This window comes from Lactobacillus sp. X-49 (assembly GCF_057063645.1).
Genome location: NZ_JBXSQM010000010.1, coordinates 22,296 through 45,656, shown reverse-complemented (window position 1 = coordinate 45,656; position 23,361 = coordinate 22,296). Strand labels below are relative to the sequence as shown.

The 23,361-nt window shown below is 34.0% G+C and carries 15 protein-coding genes and 3 pseudogenes; 7 read left to right on the top strand and 11 right to left on the bottom strand.

Annotated features, from left to right (window positions below; genetic code table 11):
- The 3 genes from ACYIAQ_RS06050 to ACYIAQ_RS06040 all read right to left on the bottom strand — a co-directional run bounded on the left by ACYIAQ_RS06050 (window position 1) and on the right by ACYIAQ_RS06040 (window position 1,797).
- On the bottom strand, window positions 1–975 hold the full coding sequence (locus tag ACYIAQ_RS06050) for an amidohydrolase family protein (RefSeq protein ID WP_483562901.1): 975 nt from the start codon (window positions 973–975) through the stop codon (window positions 1–3).
- A gap of 161 nt (window positions 976–1,136) precedes the next feature.
- On the bottom strand, window positions 1,137–1,595 hold the full coding sequence (locus tag ACYIAQ_RS06045) for a hypothetical protein (protein ID WP_483562900.1): 459 nt from the start codon (window positions 1,593–1,595) through the stop codon (window positions 1,137–1,139).
- A complete protein-coding gene (locus ACYIAQ_RS06040; RefSeq protein ID WP_483562920.1) occupies window positions 1,582–1,797 on the bottom strand; it encodes a helix-turn-helix transcriptional regulator in 216 nt (71 codons plus the stop codon). The genes ACYIAQ_RS06045 and ACYIAQ_RS06040 overlap by 14 nt, the downstream gene beginning before the upstream one ends.
- Window positions 1,798–1,943: 146 nt before the next feature.
- On the opposite strand from ACYIAQ_RS06040, the gene lepB reads away from it, so the two are divergent.
- Both lepB and ACYIAQ_RS06030 read left to right on the top strand, forming a co-directional pair.
- A complete protein-coding gene (lepB, locus tag ACYIAQ_RS06035) occupies window positions 1,944–2,510 on the top strand; it encodes a signal peptidase I (RefSeq protein ID WP_483562899.1) in 567 nt (188 codons plus the stop codon).
- 92 nt (window positions 2,511–2,602) lie between these two features.
- Window positions 2,603–2,887 (top strand): hypothetical protein, encoded by a 285-nt coding sequence (locus ACYIAQ_RS06030; protein WP_122022452.1) that lies wholly within the window; start codon window positions 2,603–2,605, stop codon window positions 2,885–2,887.
- Between the two features lie 685 nt (window positions 2,888–3,572).
- Here ACYIAQ_RS06030 and ACYIAQ_RS06025 read toward each other — a convergent pair.
- Complete coding sequence (locus tag ACYIAQ_RS06025) at window positions 3,573–4,487, bottom strand: LysR family transcriptional regulator (RefSeq protein WP_483562898.1); 915 nt, start codon at window positions 4,485–4,487, stop codon at window positions 3,573–3,575.
- Between the two features lie 99 nt (window positions 4,488–4,586).
- On the opposite strand from ACYIAQ_RS06025, the gene vprA reads away from it, so the two are divergent.
- On the top strand, window positions 4,587–6,041 hold the full coding sequence (gene vprA, locus ACYIAQ_RS06020; protein ID WP_483562897.1) for a vinyl phenol reductase: 1,455 nt from the start codon (window positions 4,587–4,589) through the stop codon (window positions 6,039–6,041).
- Between the two features lie 411 nt (window positions 6,042–6,452).
- On the opposite strand, the gene ACYIAQ_RS06015 is transcribed toward vprA, so the two are convergent.
- The 6 genes from ACYIAQ_RS06015 to ACYIAQ_RS05990 form a co-directional block, all read right to left on the bottom strand.
- On the bottom strand, window positions 6,453–6,608 hold the full coding sequence (locus ACYIAQ_RS06015) for a hypothetical protein (RefSeq protein ID WP_483562896.1): 156 nt from the start codon (window positions 6,606–6,608) through the stop codon (window positions 6,453–6,455).
- 338 nt (window positions 6,609–6,946) lie between these two features.
- Complete coding sequence (locus ACYIAQ_RS06010) at window positions 6,947–8,470, bottom strand: SGNH/GDSL hydrolase family protein (RefSeq protein ID WP_483562895.1); 1,524 nt, start codon at window positions 8,468–8,470, stop codon at window positions 6,947–6,949.
- A gap of 2 nt (window positions 8,471–8,472) precedes the next feature.
- Window positions 8,473–10,029: an MFS transporter gene (locus tag ACYIAQ_RS06005; RefSeq protein WP_483564043.1), complete on the bottom strand. Its 1,557-nt coding sequence runs from the start codon at window positions 10,027–10,029 to the stop codon at window positions 8,473–8,475.
- A complete protein-coding gene (locus tag ACYIAQ_RS06000) occupies window positions 10,022–11,728 on the bottom strand; it encodes a polysaccharide lyase family protein (RefSeq protein ID WP_483562893.1) in 1,707 nt (568 codons plus the stop codon). The genes ACYIAQ_RS06005 and ACYIAQ_RS06000 overlap by 8 nt, the downstream gene beginning before the upstream one ends.
- 114 nt (window positions 11,729–11,842) lie before the next feature.
- Window positions 11,843–12,766 (bottom strand): ROK family protein, encoded by a 924-nt coding sequence (locus ACYIAQ_RS05995; protein WP_483562892.1) that lies wholly within the window; start codon window positions 12,764–12,766, stop codon window positions 11,843–11,845.
- Window positions 12,767–12,782: 16 nt separating this feature from the next.
- Window positions 12,783–15,266, bottom strand: a complete 2,484-nt coding sequence (locus ACYIAQ_RS05990) for a hypothetical protein (RefSeq protein ID WP_483562891.1) — start codon at window positions 15,264–15,266, stop codon at window positions 12,783–12,785.
- Window positions 15,267–15,634: 368 nt separating this feature from the next.
- On the opposite strand from ACYIAQ_RS05990, the gene ACYIAQ_RS05985 reads away from it, so the two are divergent.
- Both ACYIAQ_RS05985 and lacZ read left to right on the top strand, forming a co-directional pair.
- Window positions 15,635–17,185, top strand: coding sequence for an MFS transporter (locus ACYIAQ_RS05985; protein WP_483562890.1), 1,551 nt, complete (start codon window positions 15,635–15,637; stop codon window positions 17,183–17,185).
- Window positions 17,186–17,255: 70 nt separating this feature from the next.
- The gene (gene lacZ / locus ACYIAQ_RS05980) at window positions 17,256–20,294 is read left to right on the top strand and encodes a beta-galactosidase, LacZ type (protein WP_483562889.1); all 3,039 of its coding nucleotides are present in this window, start codon (window positions 17,256–17,258) and stop codon (window positions 20,292–20,294) included.
- A 60-nt stretch (window positions 20,295–20,354) separates the two neighbouring features.
- Here the strand turns inward: lacZ and ACYIAQ_RS05975 are convergent.
- Window positions 20,355–20,749, bottom strand: a pseudogene (locus tag ACYIAQ_RS05975) (IS3 family transposase); the annotation flags it as partial.
- A gap of 744 nt (window positions 20,750–21,493) precedes the next feature.
- On the opposite strand from ACYIAQ_RS05975, the pseudogene ACYIAQ_RS05970 reads away from it, so the two are divergent.
- Window positions 21,494–21,904 (top strand): annotated as a pseudogene (locus ACYIAQ_RS05970) (AAC(3) family N-acetyltransferase); the annotation flags it as partial.
- A 79-nt stretch (window positions 21,905–21,983) separates the two neighbouring features.
- A pseudogene (locus ACYIAQ_RS05965) lies at window positions 21,984–23,031 on the top strand (IS30 family transposase).
- Window positions 23,032–23,361: the final 330 nt, after the last annotated feature.

Here is a 23,361-nt window from a genome sequence, read left to right as displayed (position 1 = left end):
TTAACCTTCTTTTTTAAAAACGGAATCACTACTATTGCGCATTGCCTGCACATTTGGTGACTTAAAATAAATTCGATTAGCATTATTGTACATAACATCTTCTAATTCCGACTCAGTAAAGATATTCGTTTCTTCCAGCCAAGTTGCTAAGTTATGATATGAATTAAATGTGGCTGACCAAGGTGAATCAGTACCCCAGAAAATACGCTTTGCTCCAAGAATATCTTTAGCCAGTGCAACATCTTTTTGACATCGAGGAAACGGAAATGTAGTTTCTTTTTCAATGTCTTGAATTGCGGAAATTTCTGTGCTGATATTAGCGTAAGGTGCCCACTGTACTAAAGCATTAGCTAAACGATTTAAATGATCGGCATTTGGAAATGACAAATGACACACAACAAAGTCTAATTGAGGATAACGTTGTGCCAAATTAGCAATTGCTTCGGGCTGATAGCTAAATTGATTATAGTCGCCATAATCGACTGTAATCACAAATCCGGGATAATCAGCAAAATAATGAAACATTTTTCCTAATTCTGCTGAAGTATCTAATCGAAATGGCTGATGGTAGCCATGTAGACCACCTCCCTGACTAATTTCAAGCTTAATTGCTCTAAAACCTAGATCTTCAACATGCCGATGAACAATCTCCATTGCGTTGTCGGCAAATGGATCAACGGAAAAGGCTGCTATAAATTTATCAGGATATTTCTTTACGGCTTGGTAAGAATAATAGTTTTGAAAACCGTATAAACTTCCTTGAAGTAAGACGGCTTTTTCAACTTGATTATCTTTCATTACTTTTATTGCTACTTCCGCTGTAAAATCATGATCACCCCAGCCATCTGGAATTAAATTAAGAAATGTTCCATCGTCCCAAATCGCCTGTCCGTTACCTAAAGAAGTCATTCTTCCTTTAGCAGAAAAACCAGCTAATGCACGCACTAAATGCAAGTGTCCATCAATTTTTTTCATAATTATGCCTCTTCTTCTATGACTTTAACCATTATATCTATTTTTCAGTTTAGAGCATTCAGCATTAATTGACTACTATCATTATTTAAAATTAAAACTCAAAAAGCTAATTTCTCATTGTATATGAGAAATTAGCTTTTACTAATCATCATAAATAATACTTATTTTCGTAGGTAATTATATAGACCCAAAATTAATTCAATTAAAAGTAATAAATTCCATAACCCTACCAATACTGCAGATATAATAACTATAACCATTACTTGTTCATTATATCCTACACTCTTACTTAAAATCATACCCCAAGCAAAAAGACCAAAGCCAATCACAAATAATAATACCTTAGTAATTCTATATGCCTGCTGATCTACTTTCATCGTTAGATACCTATCGCGCTCATCATCATCTTCACTGGTACCCACATCTTTTGCACGCAAAAAACTACCAATAGTCACAATGATAGCTAAGACTAACCATACACTATCTTTAAGCAGTTTAATCCACTCAACTTTATATAAAAAATCTCGCCCTAATTCATACAGGCTCAGTACTGAACATAATAAAAAGAAAAATGCTTCTAAATAGTACATTAATTTCCTTTTTTGATTATTTTTCTTCATTCTCAAAGTACTCCTGCAAACAAAATAAGGTTTCAATATTAGTATCAAAAATTTGTGCTAACTTATAAGCTAAAATAATTGATGGTTGATAGCGCTCTTGCTCAATCGAATTTATCGTCAGTTCATTTACCCCTACTTTTTCAGCAAGTGAAGCTTGGGTTAATTTTCGCTTTTCTCTTGCTTTTTTAACTAAGTTTTTGATGATTATCCTCTCCTATTTCAGATGATTATATTAATCTATAATTAATATTATATTAAATAAAATCAAAAAATCAATCAAATTATTGAGTTAGTTGATCTTAAAATACACTTTAATTTGAGATATAATAAAGAAAAGGAGAATAATTTATGAATACAAATAAAACCACTAAAAAAGAAAGTTGGGGAAAATTTATCTTTGATGTCATCGTTATGACGACAATTACTCTGGGAATTTTTTTCCTTCTATTACGATTTGTTATTTCAAATGATCGCGTTTCGGGTGCATCTATGCAACCTAACTTTGAAGATAATGACCGCTTAGTTACATGGCGCAACTTTTCACCTAAACACAATGATGTCGTGGTACTACGTGCCCCAAAAGCTGCCCCAAACGTTCCCGAAGCCTTTTACGTAAAACGAATTATTGGACTTCCTGGCGATACCATTGTTTCTAAAAATGATCAAATGTATATCAATGGCAGATTATTACCAGAACCATACTTAAACAACCATTTTAAAAAAGCTGACAATGATGCAGGTGAACCCTTTACCACTAATTTTACTTATAAAGTTCCTCAAGGATATTACTTTGTAATGGGCGACCACCGTGATATTTCCAGAGATTCCCGCTTTTTTGGACCAGTTAAACGTAGTGCATTAATTGGAAAAGTTGTTTTTCGTTACTATCCCTTTAATAAAATTCAAAGCTATTAATCCAAATCAAAAATTAGCAGTTGCTTATAGCGCTTAATTGTGCTTTAATATCTTTAATTTAAAATTAGCAAATTAGTTAGGGGGGACTTAAATTGAATGCATTTAAATCACATTTAGCAAATAATCAAATAAAATATAAAAACAGATCACCTAAGCAAAAAGCCGTTAATCGAATTTTGATGCTTTGGTCATTTTTTTGGGCATTAGTGGCTAACCTATTTCGACAAGAAATATTTGACTTTTGTCATAGTATCAATTATTTGCGTCAGCTCCCTAACTCTTTAATAATCATCATTTATTGTTTAATTATCGGCCTTGTATGTGGTTCTACCTGGAATATTTTTAAAAAGAGCACAATTGATTTACTTGAAAAATAAACAAAGCAAATTTAGAACACCAAAAAAAGTAGTCTCACGACTACTTTTTTTGGTATACATAATAATGTTAAAGGTTATGTGACAGCAAAACACGTATCTTTTCATAAGCCATGTCTTAAGACATAACAATTTTTATGTTTCGTTAATACTCCTTACTTTCCTTCTCAAATAAAGATTATCCTTCCAACTCTTCTTACTTATTTCTGGTGATGAAGTGATGTACCCCAAAACTAGGCGCAGCCACTGCCTACTCAAATGCTCCTAACTCTACCTCAAACTTTTTGATCAGTTGAAAAGAAGCAGGGCCCCCTATAATTGACACTTGAAAGAGCGCCAAGTGCAAACACAGATTATTACTGATAGCATAAAATCTTGATTCGGTGTTGGAAACGATCATAAATTCATACAATATTTATATAACGCTTTAAAAGTAAAGGATATTCAATAAATGAAATATTGTCTCAAACATCTGGAAAATTAGGCAGAAAAATGGCTGTCCCGAGGAAGCAACCAAGATCAAACTGATCAAACGCACAGCTTACGACTATCGCAAGTCAGTCATCTGGTCGCGCGTGTCAAGTTAGAAGATTCAAGAGCTGTGGTTAAGAAAAGAACATCAAGATATCTAATAGTTACTCTAACAATATCATTTGACAAAGAGTCTAAGTAACTTAAAATCTTTTAATTATAAACTCAATTTTTGGATCGATTGCGCAAATCTTTTTAGAGCTCGTGATTTATTATTTTTCAAATAGATTAATTGCATGGAATACTGCTGATTCTTCTGTTTTGAATGAAAATGATGGTAAGTAATTTCAGGATTTGGTTGCAAAATCAAATCGATTAACCCAGCCGGGATATATGCAATGCCTTGATTTAATGCAGTACTAGTCATCAACTGTTCAATAGAAGAAACTCGGATAATTTGATGATTATAAATATTTTCATATAAAGTGGCTGTAAAAGTCTTTCTCATGAAATCAGAACTTTCACTACTGTAATAATAAAGGGTCTGTCCAACAAGATCAGTTTCATTAATAATCTTTTTCTTACTCAAAGGGTTCTGTTTACTAATTCCCAACATCATTTCGTTAGAATATACCGTAACATATTCATAAAGATCTGCTTGGGGAATATCGTATTTGCCGTATTGATTGATATAAGCGCAATCTAACCTACTTAACGCTAAATCAGTCAAACAATGTTCAACACTTTCTTCTATTGTGAAAAAATTTATTTTTAGGTCTGGATTTGTTGTCTGATAATTAACGATTTCTCGTTCCATGATAAAAGCATCAAAAATAGAAAAATAACCAATATAGAGCGTATCATGAATTGAAGTAGCAATATTCTTTAATTCGGATATCGTTAAATCAAAATTGTTTAAATATTCTTGCCCTCTTTCAGCAAAGTATTTGCCCGCTGAAGTTAAACTAATACGATTAGCTTCTCGGTTAAATAGTTTTACTCCAATTTCACTTTCTAAACGAGAAATCTGCCGAGAAACTGCCCGTTGAGAAACATATCTCTGCTCCGCTACCCGTTTAAAACTACCTTGTTGTACAACCGCTAAAAAAACTTTTAATTGTTCACTATCCATTTTTTACCTGTACTTCTACATTCGACTCCCGACAATAATTACTATATCACATTATAAATGTAACCGTTTATAATATAGCAAAAAAGGAGAATAAACAAAATGGAAGTAAAAAACAACTATGATATTGTAATTGTTGGTGGAGGAGCAGCTGGTTTTACAGCTGCCTATGAAGCTAGTCATCATGGTTTAACAGTTTTAGTTGTCGAAAAAGGCCGGCACACTGGTGGTAGTGGTGAATATATCGAAGGAGCCTTTGCAGTTGATTCATATCTTCAAAAACAACATAATGTCAAATTAACTAAACAAGATGTTCTTGTTGAAGAATTGGCCTATTCGCATTATCGCGCGGATACCCAGGTCTGGAAAGAGTACATTGATGCCTCTGCTGGTATAATCAAATGGTTAAAAGATCTTGGCGTTGATTATTTAGATGTCGCACCACTAGGTAGCGGTTACCGTACTTGGCATTTATTTAAAGGTTTAGGCAAATCAGTTATTCATGATGTCCTAGAACCCAAAGCTAAAAAACAAGGAACTGATGTAATTACCTCAACCACTGTAACTAAGATCAATTTAGATGATCAAAAACATATTCAAGGCGTAATTATAAAAGATTTGAATGATCATTCAGAAAAAGTTGTTACAACAAAAACTGTCATTTTAGCTACGGGGGGCTATTTAAACAGTAAAGAATTAATCAAGAATGAGACCCATTACAATGTCGATCAATTGATTCCTGTTAATTCTGAAAAAAATACTGGTGATGGTTTAAAACTCGCTTGGTCTGTCGGTGCAAAAAAATATGCGATGGGAACTGCAATGCTTTTTGGTGGCTATCTTAAAGATCACACTAAACCAGGGTATGTATATCGCTATTCTGAATTGAACGGTGCAGCAGATCAGCAGTCTCTGCTTTGGGTTAATGAAAATGGTGATCGTTTTGTCAATGAAGAAGTAGTTGATAATTTTGCCTTAGCGGGGAATGCACTTTTTACTCAAGATAAAATTTTTACTATTTTAGATCAAAGTACAGTTGATCATTTATCTGAAGACAAAATATATAAGCCTATGGGTACTTGGGATTATCATGATACCAAGCTACCTCATTTAAAAGAAGAAATGCAGACTGCATTTAATGAGCATGCACCATATCTTACCAAAGCTGATTCAATTCATGAATTAGCTCAAAAAGTTGGCTTAAATAATCTAGAAAAAACTATCAAGCGTTATAATCAATTAGCTCATAATGGTAAAGATATTGACTTTAATAAAAAAATAGACTTTATGATTCCAGTTGAAAATGGACCTTTCTACGCCATTGAATTAGGAGTTGGTGCTTTCTGTACAATGGGTGGCTTGAAAACTAATCCAGAACACGCAGTCTTAAATCAATCAGGTAAAGCAATCACCGGTCTATACGCTGTAGGTAATGACGCCGCAGGAATGTTAATTGGCGATACTTACGGACCAAATATGCCCGGAACAGAAGCAGGATTTGTCTTTTATTCTGGCAAACATGTTGCTGATGTCATTTTCGATCATTGCCAAAAATAATTTTAAAGGATTTACTAAATAACAGCATTTTAACAAATACCCCATAATTAGATTACCTAATTATGGGGTATTTGGCTGACTCCACTATCTAAATAAGGCAAATTTACTATTTGGTAAATATTAATTATGCTTCTGCCTTAAGTTTAAAATTAATTACATAACTTAACAGTATTTGATAAACAAAATGTTAAAAAAGTTATCTTTCGGAATTACTTTGAAAATGTGTTGATTAAGTCCACCTTTGCCTTTATTCCAGATTGTCGTCTCTAGTAAGGCTGACCATGATAATCATCATTATTTATAATATGATCCTTACCAGTAGAATCACGTATAAACTCAGTCTTAGATGTAAAGCCATCATGCATTTTAGGTGATTCTGGGCAATTTCACGATGAACAAAATCATTTGCTATTAAACAACTAAAGCCTGTGCATCTGTAGTCATCGTTAACTTTCTTTTGGTCTTGATTAACAATAAAATTGCTGAAGAATCATATTCCTTTAATATAAATGTATGATCAATTCCCTTGTGTACTACAATTTGTTCCTCTCTTTTACTGGTAATCATTTCCCCTAATCGCTATAAATCAAAATACTACCATTACTTTTTAATATCAGTAAGAATGGTTTCATTATCATTATTGAAAACTATATAGTTTTACTGTCACATTCTCATATTCCGTCTTTTATTCTACCAATTGTAGAGCCTAAATTAATTCTTTTCTTGAAATAATCTTCCATCCGAACAAGGGGCATAATGGTTTTCCTTCGACTAATGACACTAACATTAATCAGAATTATTTTATACCAAGTTTTATTCCTAAAATATCATATATATGTATTTGTGTTATAAATGTACAAATCCTTCTTTATTGATAAATCATACAAATATTCATATCAATTATATTACAACTTTATGATTACTTTATAAGGCAGTGGCTTATTATCATGGTATGGAATAACCACAAAATTTTTATATCCCTTTTCTTCGAAACAAACGTTTGGACTAACGCTTGTTGACAGATATCGCTCTACTCCATCACAAGATTTAATAATATAAAAATCAGCCTTGTTAACCTTGGGCCAACATAAGTGGATCAAATTATACCGGTGATCTACTAGCGTTCTAAAATCTTGATTAAATTCTCGGTCAGTAAAATATGATGATCCTATTAATTTATATAATTGTTTAGCTATGATTTTACCCAAAGTAAAGGCTCCATAATCCCGAAAATGAGTTATATCATATTTATCATTAACCAAATTTGGAAAATCAGCCTTTTTAACTTGTAAGTAAAGAGCATGCGCACCATCAAACCCCAAATCATTTAATAGTTTAGTAGATTCCTTACCCAAGTCAATAAAAGGTATCTGTTGCTGTACACTTATTATTTGCATCACCTTTCGATATTCTTTAAAACAAAGTTTAAATTTAAGTTTATCTTTGTCATACTTAAATTGGGCGGGCGGTGAAACCAATATGGGCTTAGCTCCTCTTGCTATAGTACCTTCAATATATTGTTGCAAGTACTTAGCAAAGTTAATTGGTGAAACGTACCGATCAGGTCGATAAGATGTAGCATCATTATCGCCGAATTGAACGAGTAAATAGTCTCCCGGCCTGATATCTTGCAAAATTGCTTCTAGTCTACCTTCATAAATAAAAGTTTTAGAAGATCTAGCTCCAATTGAACGGTTATCAATGAAGACTTTTTCACAGTCATACCGAACTGATTGAGAGTAAAAGGAAGATTGTTTAAGTTCTACAAAACTACTTTTTACTTGATGATATAGTTCGGCACCCCACCCTGATTGGGGTACTTCTTCCACGGAATAGGTTTGTGCGGTTGAATCCGAAGCTATATAAATTCCTAATTTGTCTGTTTTCTTTTTTAATGGTAGTTTTTCCAAGCTTAAGCGGTTTAACCATAAATATGCTGTTCTGCTCTGACTTAAACTTGGTGGACAAACATGATTAATTATAGATAAGTCAAAAGTATTCACTGATAGCGCGATATTTAATTGTACATGTATTTGCCCCTTAGCAGGAACCAAAACAGTTTTCTCGTTAATATGATTAACTATAATATCCACTCGATTATCGTCTTCGCTGTCATTGCTGAGGATCAAAGAAACCCGATAATTTGCAATATCTAGATCTAAAACCAAGTGAAGCGTTTCAGCATAAACATTATGTGCACAAGTTTTAGTGTCCCCATATAATGCCTTACTAACTTCATACCATGATTTATTAATCAATTTCAAACCAAGTAAATTTTTTTGAATAATGTGAGCTTTTTCAATATAAGCTGTTCTAGGATAATATATACCATCTTCCCAACCAACTGCAGGCTTCGGATAACTACAAAAATAGTATCTTGCTTCAATTGAAAAAATATTTTGTTGAAAATCAAGTAAGAAATTTTTCATAGTTAATATTCATCTTCTATCTTTTTAACAATATCCATAATATTATTATTGCCCCAGCACTTTTCATAAGGTATACCAGTTAAGTTCTCAACAACAGACTTCGTTTTTTCCGTAACATTCTTTTTGGAGCCACCATTCCGCAATCGTTTAATTTCTTGTAATATAACTTTATGATTCTCTACATTCAACTTACAAATATAAGAAAAAGTAATCCCTAGAAGTAACAAAACAATTGGAACTATACAATATAAAATTAATAAAGCTTTAATAGTAGCAGGTGACTGTACCCTAGCACCAGCTTTAAAGCCAGTGACTTGCAAAATAATACCAACAATCAAAGTGAATAGAGAATCTAAAACTGTATCAATAGTTGTATTAATTCCAGCATATTCACCTTCACGTCTTTTGGAAGTGACCATTTCATCCACATCAGGTAAAAAAGTAAATATATATTGCGATGAATTAACAACACCTGTAACCCCAAAATTAAGCGCTATCATAGAAACTATCCACCACATATTCAATTGCGTAGGTTTAAGAATTGCTAAGATAAGAATACCAACAAAGACAATAATCGCTTCCCACGCACCAACACGATATGAGACCATGCCATTCGTTTTTGATTGCAACCATATAAAGAAAAGTAAAAATATAATGCCAAAGAAATAGCCAGCACTTGTAGAAACGGCAACCTCAGTAGGACTTAGGAGTAGGACAAAAATAATAAAGTAAGTATTAATATCACCGCGAATGGTTCGGAACAATTCCTCACATTGCCACATTAATAGGTAGGTCCAATATGATCTGATTCTAATTGCACTAATAAAATTCCAAAAAATATTGATCAAACGCTGCCACAAACTCAAATTATTATTTTCTAAAATAGTTGATTCATCTACTGGTCTCTCATAAACAGAATTATAAAAAACAATCAACATAATTGTTCCAATAATGTCATAAACAAACGCTGCAATAAGAAAACTATTGGCACTATCTTGACTACAAAGTTTAAAAATCCATGCAATAAATAAAGAACCAAATATACCAGAAGTAGCTGCCCCCGCCTGGTTAAATCCAATTAACTGCGCTCTCTGACCTGAATCTTCAGACATTTCAGAAGTTAGGGTCAACTGCGATGTCGATAGCATAGGCGTCACCAAAAAATAGAGTAAGAAAAAAACAAAATATAATTGGTGCGGCATTCTAGGAAGCCACATTAAAATATATGTAATTGCTTTTAAAGGAATCCCTATTAAAAACATTGATTTTCTTCGTCCATGTTTTCGGCCAAATTTTGTTTGATACAACCGATCCGAGGCATAACCATAAATGGGGGTTATTGCCGCACCAATAATTTTTGCAATTGTAAACATTAGTGTAACAATTACAATTGGTATCTTAAGAAACGTTGTATAGTAATACATTAGCCAAGTAGTGATTAATGTGATCATCACATTAGATAATTGAAAGGCTGAGAATCCTAATTTTCTCCATAAAGGTATTTTTGTTCCTTCATTCTTCATTGAAAGAGAATATGTATCATTCTTGTTTTTACTCATCATTTATTTCCTTAGTGCTGCTAATTTTTTTAACTAAAATTATAGTGTCATACATCAAATAGCCATTAGTAGTTATACTTATAACGTTATCATCTAAAATTTTATCAGCAGGTAAGCTAATCTTCCATAAATGATGACTACCACCTTGTATAGCCGATCGATAAGCAGCTCTATCATTGGGAAAAATAAGTGTTGAAATCAAACCATTATTGAACTTAATACTCGCTGCACACCCATCACTATTTTCCATGTTTTTTTGTGTCGTTCCAGCAAGAGAAATTTGTAGTTCGTAATTTTGTCCATCAAACTGTATATCTTCTTTTCTAAAATGAATTTGCCATACACCACAATCGTTTTGTAGATAATACCAATCATTAGTCCAATTAACATAATAATCTAAATTTGATGGTACCAAATCTTTCCAGCTATAATTTCTAAGTTGATCGCTAAATTTCATACCATACGTGGTATGTGTGCACAAACCAATTTGCCAAATAGTTTCTGTTTTTCGCTCAATCCAGAGAGTATTTAAGTTCACGTTATTATTAATTATTACCTCTTTTAATAAGTGAGTTTCTACATCATCAGAAAAATTTTCATAAGCATATAGAAAATATTTATCTGGCCGAATATTAGTTAGTTTGAATTTTCCTTCATTATCGGTATTTGCATAATATACAAAATTGGACTTTTGGTGATAAATTGGAACACATTCAATACTTGTATTCGTCAAAATTACAGTACAATTCTTTTTATTGTATTCGGAAATAATCTTCCCAGTAATAGTATATAATTCGCTAGGATACTCTCGTTCAATAATCCCATCATAGGGCCACGCCTTTTTTTCATAAATGACTCGTTTTTTTACATCTTGAATATCTCCGTTATTAAGATAAACGCACCAAGGACCATAAATTTTTTGAAAATTAGGTTTTATTTCAGTTATACCTTTGCCAAAATGCTCGCTGATTAAATAATTTAAAGTAATAGCATCATAGTGAACCATCAAGTCCTGATTTAATGGACCGCATCCATAATAACTTTTATCAGGTGTAATAACCCAAAAACCTAACTTTGGACCATATTGACCCCAAAAATCTGTATCCTTAAAATAACCAGCATAATCATATTTTGAATAAACCAAACTACTATCATATAAAGATCCATCTTTCATCAAAAAAGTTTCATCCTGCAATTTTTTACCTTGTAGCATGATGGATGAATGCGGTTGCAATCCCATACGTACACCATTGTAAGCAATGGAGAATAGAGAACTATTTAAGCGGTATACCGTACGTAACTCGTTAATATGAAAACTTGTTTTACTATTATTCCATGCTTTAATGTAAAAATAAATTCCCGTATCACTATCTTTTACAATAACATGATATTCTAAGCCTAATTGTCCTGTATCATCAATATAGGCAAGATGAATACACTTTTTAGATTGCTCAATTATTTTGAGTGAAGTAGGATGTAGTCTAATCGTCTTAGTACCTATATGATAGTCACAGTAGAAACTATTATATTTATCAGGATCATCTGGTTCCCCAGCTAAATTAGCAAGTAGATCACTGCCTCTATATCTTAAATGACTAACCTTTCCTTCATCATCAAATGAGATTTTTATCACTCCATTACTAATTTCAGCTTCTTTAGAAGAATTGCTTCTTAGTTTTAACTTTAAATTCGTTTTCATCTTATTTTCACCTACCTAAAATAAAAAAGGTAGATAAAGTTCCACCTCTATCTACCCTTTAAAATCAGATCAAACAATATATATAAATTTTAAATTAAGATAGCACTTTAGTAATTAACTAATTGCTCTACTTTTTAAGACCAATTTTGCTACACCTACAATACCAGCATCATTCCCAAGAACTGCCAATCTAACCTTAGTAAAGCTTTTATTGCTAGAGTAAATATATTTATTTATCGCTTGTTCAACTTTTGTCCTGAGAAATTCGCCAGCATTGGAAACACCACCACCAATAATTACCTCTTTAAGGTTTAAAACATTGACTACATTTGCTATAGCTAAACCTAAATAATCGCAAGCCTTATTAATTACATTATTTGCTGGTATAAAATCTTGTTTAGCCAAGTCAAACACGTCTTTTGCTGTAATATCTTTGTTATTGTTATTAATCTCCTTTTGATAAAGACGCACTATTCCCGTAGCAGAAGATATCGTTTCCAGACAACCTTTATTCCCACAAGTACATTTAGGTCCCTTAGAATTGACAATAACATGTCCTAATTCTCCAGCAGCTCCAGTTCCACCATGGATTAGCTGATTGTTTATTATAATACCTGCTCCTACTCCGGTTCCTAGCGTGACGTATAGTAAATCTTTTGCAGTGCCAGAACCCTTCCATTGTTCTCCAATTGCTGCAGCATTAGCATCATTTTCAATTACTACTGGCACATTCAAACTATTAGTAAGCGGCGTAATAATATCAATATTATCATTCCAACCTAAATTGTTACAATCATATATTTGCCGCGTATTTGGCCGTACAGAACCAGGTATGCCCAATCCAATTCCTAGGAGTCGTTTTTTTTTATCAATCAAATGTTGACGAACTTCACGAACAATGTTTCTCATCGTATCCATTGGATCTGTTGCAGAAGGTGTCATAATAGACCATTTGCTTCTGATTTGGCCACTTTCAGTAACCATTCCAAACTTAATAGTCGTCCCACCAAAATCTATACCGATTACAACATTTTCCATAGTTACCTTCCATTCATTATTCTACAAAGTCACCAATTTTCATATACTTGACATTATCAGTTGTTACCTCTTGATCATCAACTAACAGTTTTTTTGGCACAACTTTAAACAGATGCTCATTTGCCTTAACTGTATACTTGGTATCATCTACTTGATAACGCTCAAGCAGTTCATCTTCTGAAGGAAGTTTACCATCTACAGTAAAGCAGGTAATGAACACAAAGTGCTTTGTGCCATCACTAATAAATTCTCTGTTAGTTTCTGGACCATATTTAGTTAATTTAATCGGGTTAGAAAAATGAATAAAACAAGCAGAATTGACCTTACGAAAAGCTACCCAATTTTTACCAACCATATCTTCATCAAATTCCCAAAATGGATAATACATATGGATAAACGGAAAATCTTCTTTGGTTAATCTATATGTCATAAACATATAATTATCATATTGATTAATTTGAGGTTCTCTATTATTTCCTGCCCAATAGCTAGGTTTATGATCGCCACTGTATTTATGCTCACCTGGATTAGTTATCCAAATGTTATTAATCATACCCCTTAACGCTACATTCATATTATGTTGCTGAACCCCGTGCTCGTCAACCTGATAATTAATTACACTAGCCATTGCATATTCTGGCGTTTTGTAAATATATGAATGAGCACAGTTGATTCCTTGAACATATTCAAATTTCATTGGCTTTGCTGGTACAAATAGTTTACGCAGTTTTTCGTTTGGAACATAGTCTGAAAGTGCAAATGGTGCAGCATCTCGCAAAGCATCATTAAAACACCCGATATCAAAAGCCACCTTTGATAAACTAGCAATTTCACTTAAAGAAATATTTTTCAAATTGTGCTCATAAACTCGGCCATAAGTTGACGCATAATTTTTACCAAACGAATTGATAGCAATAATTTGGAAGCAAAAATCTAGCCCTTTCTTAGCGAGCGCTTTAATGCTCTTATCTGGTGCAGCATTGTATAAACTAAAGAAACCAATTAGGTCAATCGGCATATAAGTTAAAGAATTCCATTCAGCAAACCCATACTTGAAAAAATCATCAAACCAATCTTCAATTTGCTTTTTACCCAGTTGATACTGCTCTTGTCCATTATGCTTGCTTACACTAAATTCTTCATTTTGGTATAGATATCCAGCAAAATAACGTGCACTGTGAAAGAGTAGTGCATGATTTTCACTAAAGTACCACATCACGTCATTACCTGGTTCATCAATCCAATATCTAAATTCCAAACATATTTTCTTTAGCATTTTCTTAATTGAATTTGGTATTCTATCAGGATATTTGATCATGAAGCTAAGCAAAGGTGCCAAAATAAAGTCCGAACAATCCCCATGATTATCAACCAGATTAAATGCACTTTCTAGTTCAAAAGGTAACTTGTGACCCTTTGTGTAAGTGAGCGGCTTGCCTAAATACATCTTAACCATGGCAATGTTAACATCATCAAGATTTTGTTTAGCATAATATTCAAGCGCTTGTTTTTTACGCTCTTCAAGTGTTCTACCGGTTATTACATTCTCATAGTTTTGTGTATTGTAAACAGTTAGCCTAATAACTCTAGTAACCCAAGAATCATCTGACAATTTAATACCAAATTCGACATTGGTGAGTGATGCAAACTGAAAGTCATAAGTATTTCCCACAATGTAATCATGAGATCCTTTGGTGATTACTACTTCACGATCTCCCTGCTTAAATTCAGTAATATTCCCACTTTGCATATTGCTATATGGGTCTTCTGTCGGAGGATTAAACCGAATTCTCAAAGTGGTATTTATTGGTGAATCAACAAAAAACTTAATGTTGCCCTTGTCATAATAATCTTTCAAAAAGTAAATTGACGCCAATACATCCTGAGCATTTCTAATAGCTTCAGCATCTTTTACAGGAATATGACCATGTAAAGTTTCATTACTTAAATTGATCATCGAGAAGATAAAATCTGCGTCTCTTTCTGCTAGATCATCAAAATAAACAACAACTTCATTACTACCTTTGTCCAAAGACAATTCAATATTTTTAGCTTTGGCAGTATTTCTCGTATAATTTTTATAAGTTACTTCTAAACGATCGTTAACCCAAACTTTCATTCCACCTGGAGTTGAAATCTCGAAAGAAATTACTTTTGGCTCATCCATATCTATGTAAGTTTTAGCCCAACATCTCAGAATAGTTGGTACTGGTACATCAGTAGATAAAGTAACAAAATCATCTTCAAAACCAGAATATACTTTAGTATAATTAATAGTTTTATCTAATTTTTGATTGTCAATTACTTTGTGAGTTAAAAAATATGCTCGACCTGGATATTCGTTATCAATACCTTTCATTTCGTATTCGTACGGACTCGGGCGAAGCCCCTCTCGAAACTTCTGTGGCCAAACTGTTGTTTGGCGTTCATAATTAATTGGCGATAACAAAAAATCCGTTAAAGATCCGTTTTTTGAAACTGTATATTCCTTAGAATCCATTGATACTTCTCCTAACTTTATTAGCAACAATCATGGAACCGCTACCATATTTTAAAATTTACCACAGTAATTTTCATAAAACAACTTAGTATTATCCACTTTGGCCTATACCAATATAACAAGAAATAATAAGTTTTTACCTAAACAATAACTTATTACTATCATGCATACTTTAGACCACTCTTTAAAATTTTTTATTGTTTGATATAGTTATTGTTACTTATAAATTCTTACCGATCTTTTGACAAATATTATTTAAAAAAAGCTGGTTTTTCATAACATTTATGTTTACAATAAATACTGGAACCGCTTCCTAAAAATTGGATTACTTATTGATTCTTAATAGATTTAGGAGCAATTATTTAAAAATGAATAAACTTTCAAAACGAATTTATACAAAACGAAAAATCACTCTTTGGACAGCCATATGTTATGGACTAACAGATTTTAGTAGTGGGGGCGCGCAAGCCGTTCAATCGGCATGGATGTTGTTTTTCTTTACAACATTCTGCAATTTATCGGCTACACAAGGCGCTTCCATTATTGCAATTGGCAGTTGGGTAACTGCTATTTTTGGCTTAGTAGCAGGAGGAATTACTGATAATTTTTATCACACTAAGTTGGGTAAGATTTTTGGTAGACGCCACTTCTTTCTGATTTTTGGCTCTCCATTTATTCTTTCTTATATTTGTTTATGGTTTGGTGGATTGAGCTATTGGTATTACTTTTTTGTTTATTTAGCATTTTTGTTAATTCAGCAAATGATTACTGTACCATACTCAACTTTACCAAATGAAATGACGACTGATTTTAACGAACGAACCTTGCTTTCTACAACACGATTAGTGTTTGCTGCATTTTCTAATTTTTTTGCAAATTTCATTCCTGCGCAATTATTTAAAATATTCGGTCAACATAGTGCTATGGCACTGACTCTCAATGCTGTTTTCTTTGGTATTGTATACCTATTTGGGCTTTGGCTTACTGCTTTTAACACCTGGGAAATGTCAATTAATCAGGTTGAAAGTGTTGTTGAAAGAGAAGAAGAAAAAAATGGGTCATCCAGTGAAAACAAACCTAAAGGTTCGTTCTGGAAAATTCTTGGCCACCAGTTGTTAGACTATATCCGTGTTTTTCGAGTTAAATCTTACACTCAACAAATTTTGATTTATCTGTTATCATTTACTGGTTTTGATGTAATGAATATGGTCTGGACATATTATGTTATCTTCTGCCTACATGGAACCGCCACAACGGCTGGTTACATTATGTCTTTTGCTGGCTTTGGCTTTATCGGTACTTTACTTGGTGGCTGGGCTGTTGTAAAATTCGGCCCACGCAAGCTTTACGGTATCACACTGGGAATAGATTTAATTACATTTATAGTCCTATATATTTTGGGCAAGTTACAGCCTAAAAACACCTTTATATTATTATTCATTATGATGATGCTTTTCATTATTTCAAGAGCTATTGACTGGTTCCTACCATGGAACATGTTTCCATTTATGCCCGATCTAGGAGAACTACTTAATGGTGAAAATAAGGCTGGTACTTTCCAAGCAGTTATAAGTTTCGTACGTGGTCTTACTTCTGGCCTATCTGGTATTTTTATTGGTATGTATCTTGACAATAACGGATTTGTTAAAAATGCTGTTACCCAGCCGGTTGCAACACAAAATGCAATATTGAATGTCATTTTATTTGGTTCAGGTACTTTAATTTTCCTCGCATTGTTTATTTCATTTGGTTACAAGTTAAATAAGCAAAGCCACACAATTATTATTAATGAAATTACAAGGCTTCGGGCTGGTGGCTCCAAAGCAGATGCAACAGAAGAAGTTAAACGCACCACTAAAGAAATCATTGGTGTTGACTATGACAAAGTTTGGCCTGAAATAGAAAAGACAAACAATTAATTTTACTAGTTTTTGAGGCAGGGAACTTTTTCTGCCTTTTTTAATAAAACATTTTGAAAGTGTAAGCATTATGAGTACAAAATTACAAAACCCTAATTTAGATTGGCTAAGTGATCCACAGATTTTTGAGGTTAATCGTATTAAAGCCCACGCGGATTTTGAATTTTACAAAAATCCAGCAGAACTTGTTAAAGAAAAAACTAGTTTAAAACAGAGCCTAAATGGTACTTGGAAAGTACACATAGCTTCAAACTTATCAACGGCACCCTTAGATTTTTACAAAAACAATTTTAATGATAGCGGTTTTTCGTATATAACAGTGCCTGGTCAACTAGAGCTACAGGGATATGGCAACCCAATTTATGTTAACACACAGTATCCTTGGGATGGACATGAAGAATTAGTGCCACCTGCCATTCCTAAAAAATCGAACCCAGTAGCTAGTTATGTCAAACAATTTCAGCTTAACGATAGTTTTAAAAATAAAAAAGTCTTCTTATCATTTCAAGGAGTACAAACTGCTTTTTACGTTTGGTTAAATGGAAACTTCGTAGGATATAGTGAAGATTCTTTCACGCCAAGTGAATTTGAAATTAGTGACTATTTAACCAATGATACCAATCGATTAGCAGTCGAAGTTTTTAAATATTCTAGTGCTAGTTGGTTAGAAGATCAGGACATGATTAGATTGTCAGGGATATTTCGCGATGTATACCTTTATGCTGTACCAAAGACCTATATCAAAGATTTAAATTGTCATTCTGAACTTAGCACCGATTTATCTGAGGATACTTTTAGTATCACAGCCGATGTCGAAAATTGGGATGCACAAACTCTGTTTCATTTACAATTAACAGATTCCAATAGTACAATCGTAATAGATCGTACTTTATCCTTTGAACAGTTAAATCAAACAAGTTTTAAGTTATCTAACCCTGCTTTATGGAGTGCTGAAACGCCCAACTTGTACCATGTAATTCTTAGCATTATTGATCATGGGGATATTATTGAAACAGTTTCTACAAAAATCGGATTTAGACGATTTGAAAAAAAGAACGGTATTATGCTTCTTAATGGTAAAAGAATAATTTTCAAAGGCATTAATCGCCACGAATTCGACTATCGCTTTGGACATAGTATTACTAGAGAAGATATGCTATTTGACATTAAATTTATGAAGCAACATAACATAAATGCAGTTAGAACCTCACATTATCCTAACCAGACACTCTGGTATAAGCTTTGTGACCAATACGGTATTTATGTGATTGACGAAGTTAATTTAGAAACTCATGGCTGTTGGTTACAAATAGACGATTTAGGAGACTACTGGAATATACCTGGAGATCATCCTGAATGGTTGCCAGCTGTCATTGATCGCGATAATTCAATGTTCCAAAGAGATAAGAACCATCCCGCAATACTCATTTGGTCTTTGGGAAATGAATCATATGCTGGAAAAGATTTAGTTGAAAGTTCTAAGTGGTTTCATAATCACGATCATTCACGTTTGGTACACTATGAAGGGTTCTTTAGAGGAGGAGCTTACCGAGAATTTTCAGATATGGATACCCATATGTATTGGAAACCTCAAGATTGCGCTAAACAATTAAAAGAGCATCCTAATAGACCATTTATTCAATGCGAGTATATGCACTCGATGGGAAATTCTACTGGTGGCATGAAGCTTGATACAGATCTAGAAGATAGATATCCTAATTATCAAGGTGCATTCATTTGGGATTATATTGATCAAGGTTTTTTATCCATCGATCCTAATGGAAAAAAATGTATTTCTTATGGTGGTGACTGGGATGATCGTCCAAGTGATTATGAATTTTGTGGTAATGGCATCCTTCTTGCAGATCGTATCCCATCTCCCAAAGCAGTTGAGATTAAACAGAATTACTCCAACATTAAAATTAAAATTGATAGCGATGGTTTTTTCGTAAATAACAAGAATCTGTTTATAACTACCGATGACATGGTTTTTGTTGCAAAAATATTAAAGAATGGTCATTCAATATGGCAAAAAAACTTTTGTTTATCAATTAGTCCTGGTAAAAGTCTATATCAACCTTTGAACTGGCTACAAGCACAAGTCAAAGATAATCAAAACGAATATATAGCTGAAATTTCAGTTCAACTTAAAAACGATACAAAATGGGCTAACAAAGGTTTTGAAATATGTTTTGCTCAACAGATACTAAAACATTACATTTTTTCAGATTTTCCAACTTCTCGCCAAGACAAACTCCATTTAGTCGTTGGAAGTACTAATATTGGCATAAACGGTGAAAACTTTAGCATACAACTATCAAAAGCACAGGGAGGTTTAAGCTCATATAGATACAATGGCCAGGAGTTTATTTCTGAGATTCCTAAAACTAGTTATTGGCGTGCTCTTACAAATAATGACGATGGCTATACTGCTAGTTTTAAGTCAGGAGCATGGCTACTGGCAGGTAAATATCAAAAATTAGTAGATACTCAAATTTCATCAACTACTACAAAGGTTACTGTCATCTTTAAATTTCAACTAAAATTACCTACAGAAGCTTACAATACTATTTCCTATGCTATTACTCAAGACGGTACAGTAACTATCTCAGCGACTTACCCTGGTTATAATAACTTACCTAACATTCCAGCTTTTGGTATAGATTTTAGGCTACCTAAAAAATATGACAATTATATGTTTTATGGCTTAGGTCCCGATGAAAATTATCTAGACCGTAATAATGGTATCAAGCTAGGCATTTATAGCGGAACTGCTCAAAATAACTTTACACCCTATTTAGTACCACAGGAAACTGGAAATCATCGTGAAACACGCTGGCTAAACGTGACCGACAATGAAGGACATGGTCTAAAATTCACTGCGCTCAATACTCCATTTGAACAAAGTGTTTTACCATTTAGTGAATATGAGATTCAAAATGCACATCATCAATATGAGTTGCCACAACCATATTGTACAAGGATAAGAATTCTTGCTAAACAAATGGGAGTTGGTGGAGATGATTCTTGGGGTGCCCCTATTCATTCTGAATTTCAAATTAAGGCTAATGAACCTCTTCACTTAATCTTTAAGCTAGAAGGTTTTTAGCCAAGTAATAAAGACGTCCCCTCACAGTAAAATGCGGCTAAAAAGTTATACACTTTATCATTACGCGAGACCCAATGCACGGTTCCGATATTTAATCGGAATCGTGTATTTTAGTCTGTTTGATCTTCTGATGTGGTTGAACCAGTAAACGTAATCGCGCAGTACTGCTTGCATTTCTGCTAGTGAACTGATCTAATTTGGTTGAGCTTCTCCCGCTTCATCAGACTGAAGATTGTCTCTCCCAGCGCATTATCGTGGCAATTGCCCTTGCGCGACATACTTTGCTTAATCTTCATTTGCCTTAATTTAGCTTGATTGCCGCAGTGACGGTATTGAAAATCTTGATCTGAATGCAAAATAGGCTGAGCTGTTTTAGGCAATTTTTACTTGAGCTTCGTAAGCATATAATTAATCAGGTTCATGTTGGGCGCATAGCTAAAGCTTTGATCTAAGAGTATATCAATACATGCGCCGATAGTCGTAAGTCTCATCGCTTTCCTGGTAGAAGATAGACTTAATTGCGGCTTTAACAGCTACGTACTTGTCGGGGTGGTTTAGTCAGTGCTTGCAGTTGAGATGCAACTGCAACTTGTTAAGCAAGACCTTTAACGGCACCTGAGGTCGCTCAGCCCGAATCTCCACGACTATTCCCGTTTTTTGCTGGTTGGTGAGCGCGGATATCGGGCAGCCACTTTTTTAGAATTAAGCTGTCCAGTTCTAGGTCGGTTTTTTGCACTTTTAACTCAGCGACTTATCGACGCAATTTGTTCTACTTCAGTTAGTTTCTTAGCGGGCTTAAGCTTCATCTGACTCTTCTTTTTTGTCATGGCTGGTGGTGTGTGGGGTTAAAGTAGCCTTTAGCCTGATAAGCCACAAGCCAGAGCCTTACTACTCGACCGCGAAAGATTTAAAACCCCAGCTACTTTGAGTACCCCACTTAATATTCATGATAGAAGTGTACCACATTTAGCATTAATTCAGAAGTTAACCACTAAGGCTAAGCCGTGTTCGCGGACTTGTTCTGCCCAATCCCTAATTGAAGTATGATCAATGCCGTATTCTCGCTCTAAACTAGCTAAAGTTTCTTGGTGAGACAATTATTTACTGCAAATTTCAATTTTTTAATCACTTGAATATTTAATCATGAAAAAAGTACTCCTAATGGTCAGATTAATGTCTAACTATATGGAGCACTTCAAACTGAGAGTTTAAGACTTACTCCTGAATATTTCAGAAATCTTCCAAGCGTTGTAAGAAAATCACATCCGTATCTACCAATAGCTATTTGGGGTAACAATGCTAAAGAGATTGCACAAAATCAACCTTTAAATATTCCGTATGGAATCAATAGTTCGCTTGATTATTTATATCAAAATAATGGCAAAACCATTTGGACTAAATATCGTATTGTAGATATGGATTCATATGATGTTTTCAACGAATTAGGTACAACTTTTGAAGCTAAATATCCAAATGAAGTTAAATCACTTAAATTAAGTAAAGGTATAATCTAAGTAATCAATTTGCATCCTTTAATTTCTTTTGCACGTCAATGGTTCGAACAAAAAGATAATCAATTAGTTAATTGTAGAATGAAGTTGAATACTTGACCTGATTAGAAAATAAAAAGTCCATTGGACTTCTTTGATAGAATGTAATTACCAACCTAATTCTAGAAAGAAATTTCCAATGAACTCACTTATTTCTACCATATCTACTCACCTAAAGGGCAAGCACTTTTCTTTTCAAGAGCGGGTGACTCTCCAAGTTTTGCGCAGGCAAGGCCAGTCTTTGCGTCAAATTGCTGCTAGCCTTAATTGTTCACCGACAACCGTGAAATATGAGCTTGAGTAGGGCCAAAATTTCTTTATATCACGGTAAACGTCACCGCTATGATGCTAAAATTGCCCACCAGCGCTATCAGGCAATTCGCCTAAACTGTGGCCGCAAGCAAGCCTTTTTAGTCAAAACGCGCTTCATGCAATATGTTGACCAGCACTTCTTTAAACAAGGCTGATCGCTTGATGCCCGTGTGAACCGGCCTTAGCCAGTGGCGCCTTCACCCGTGAACAGGTAGTCAGTACTAAGACTCTTTACCATTATGTGGAATGCGGCTTATTACGGATTAAGGCAATGGGCCTGCCCGAACGCTTAAGCCGCAAGACGAAAGCCAAACGCGTGCGCCAGCATAAACGCAGACTGGGGCGCAGTATTAGTGAGCGACCTGCTGCTATTAACCAGCGCCGCGAATTTGGTCACTGGGAATGCGACCTAGTCTTAGGTCATAAAACTACAGATGACAATGTCCTCTTAACTCTATATGAACACATGACGCGCAAGTTCATGATTATCACCATTAAGGATAAGACGGCTGCTAGTGTGATGGCAGCTTTTAAAACCTTACACAGCCAATACCAGGAGTACTAGAATGAGGTCTTTAAGACCATTATCACCGATCATGGTTCTGAATTTGCGGATTTAGCTCAGTTAGAACAAATATCACAGACACTGGTTTACTACGCACCCCTACACTTCTTGTGATAAGGGCGGGATTAAGCAGCATAACCAGTTAATCAGGCGCTTTATCCTTAAAGGCAAACACATCAAGGATTATGACTCAGTGCAAATCTACGGCATTGAAGAATGGTGCAATAACCTGCTGCGCAAGATTTTAGCCTACCACACCCCCGATGAATTATATAAAAGAAGATTAGATTGCATCTATCAAATCAAATAGGGTATTCAACTTAAAATTGCAATTTTCGAATAAAAAGCACATACAGATATAATTATTCTAGAGGAAAAAGAATTAATCACAGGCTCTTTAGAAAATAGCATATTTATCGAGTTTACGAAACTTAACGCGTTAAAGGCAAGAGATACTTTGTTTTAAGTAAAAATACTTTTATCAGAACTACTAATATAAGAGGGTTGCCATGCATAAGCTAGCTAGAAAATCTAAAATTTCAAGGGCTTTGTTCTATGTTACAGGGACCAGAGCTGTCTACAAACAGCCTGGTAAAAACATCACGAATGTGAGCTATACTGATAAACACGCTGTTTATGA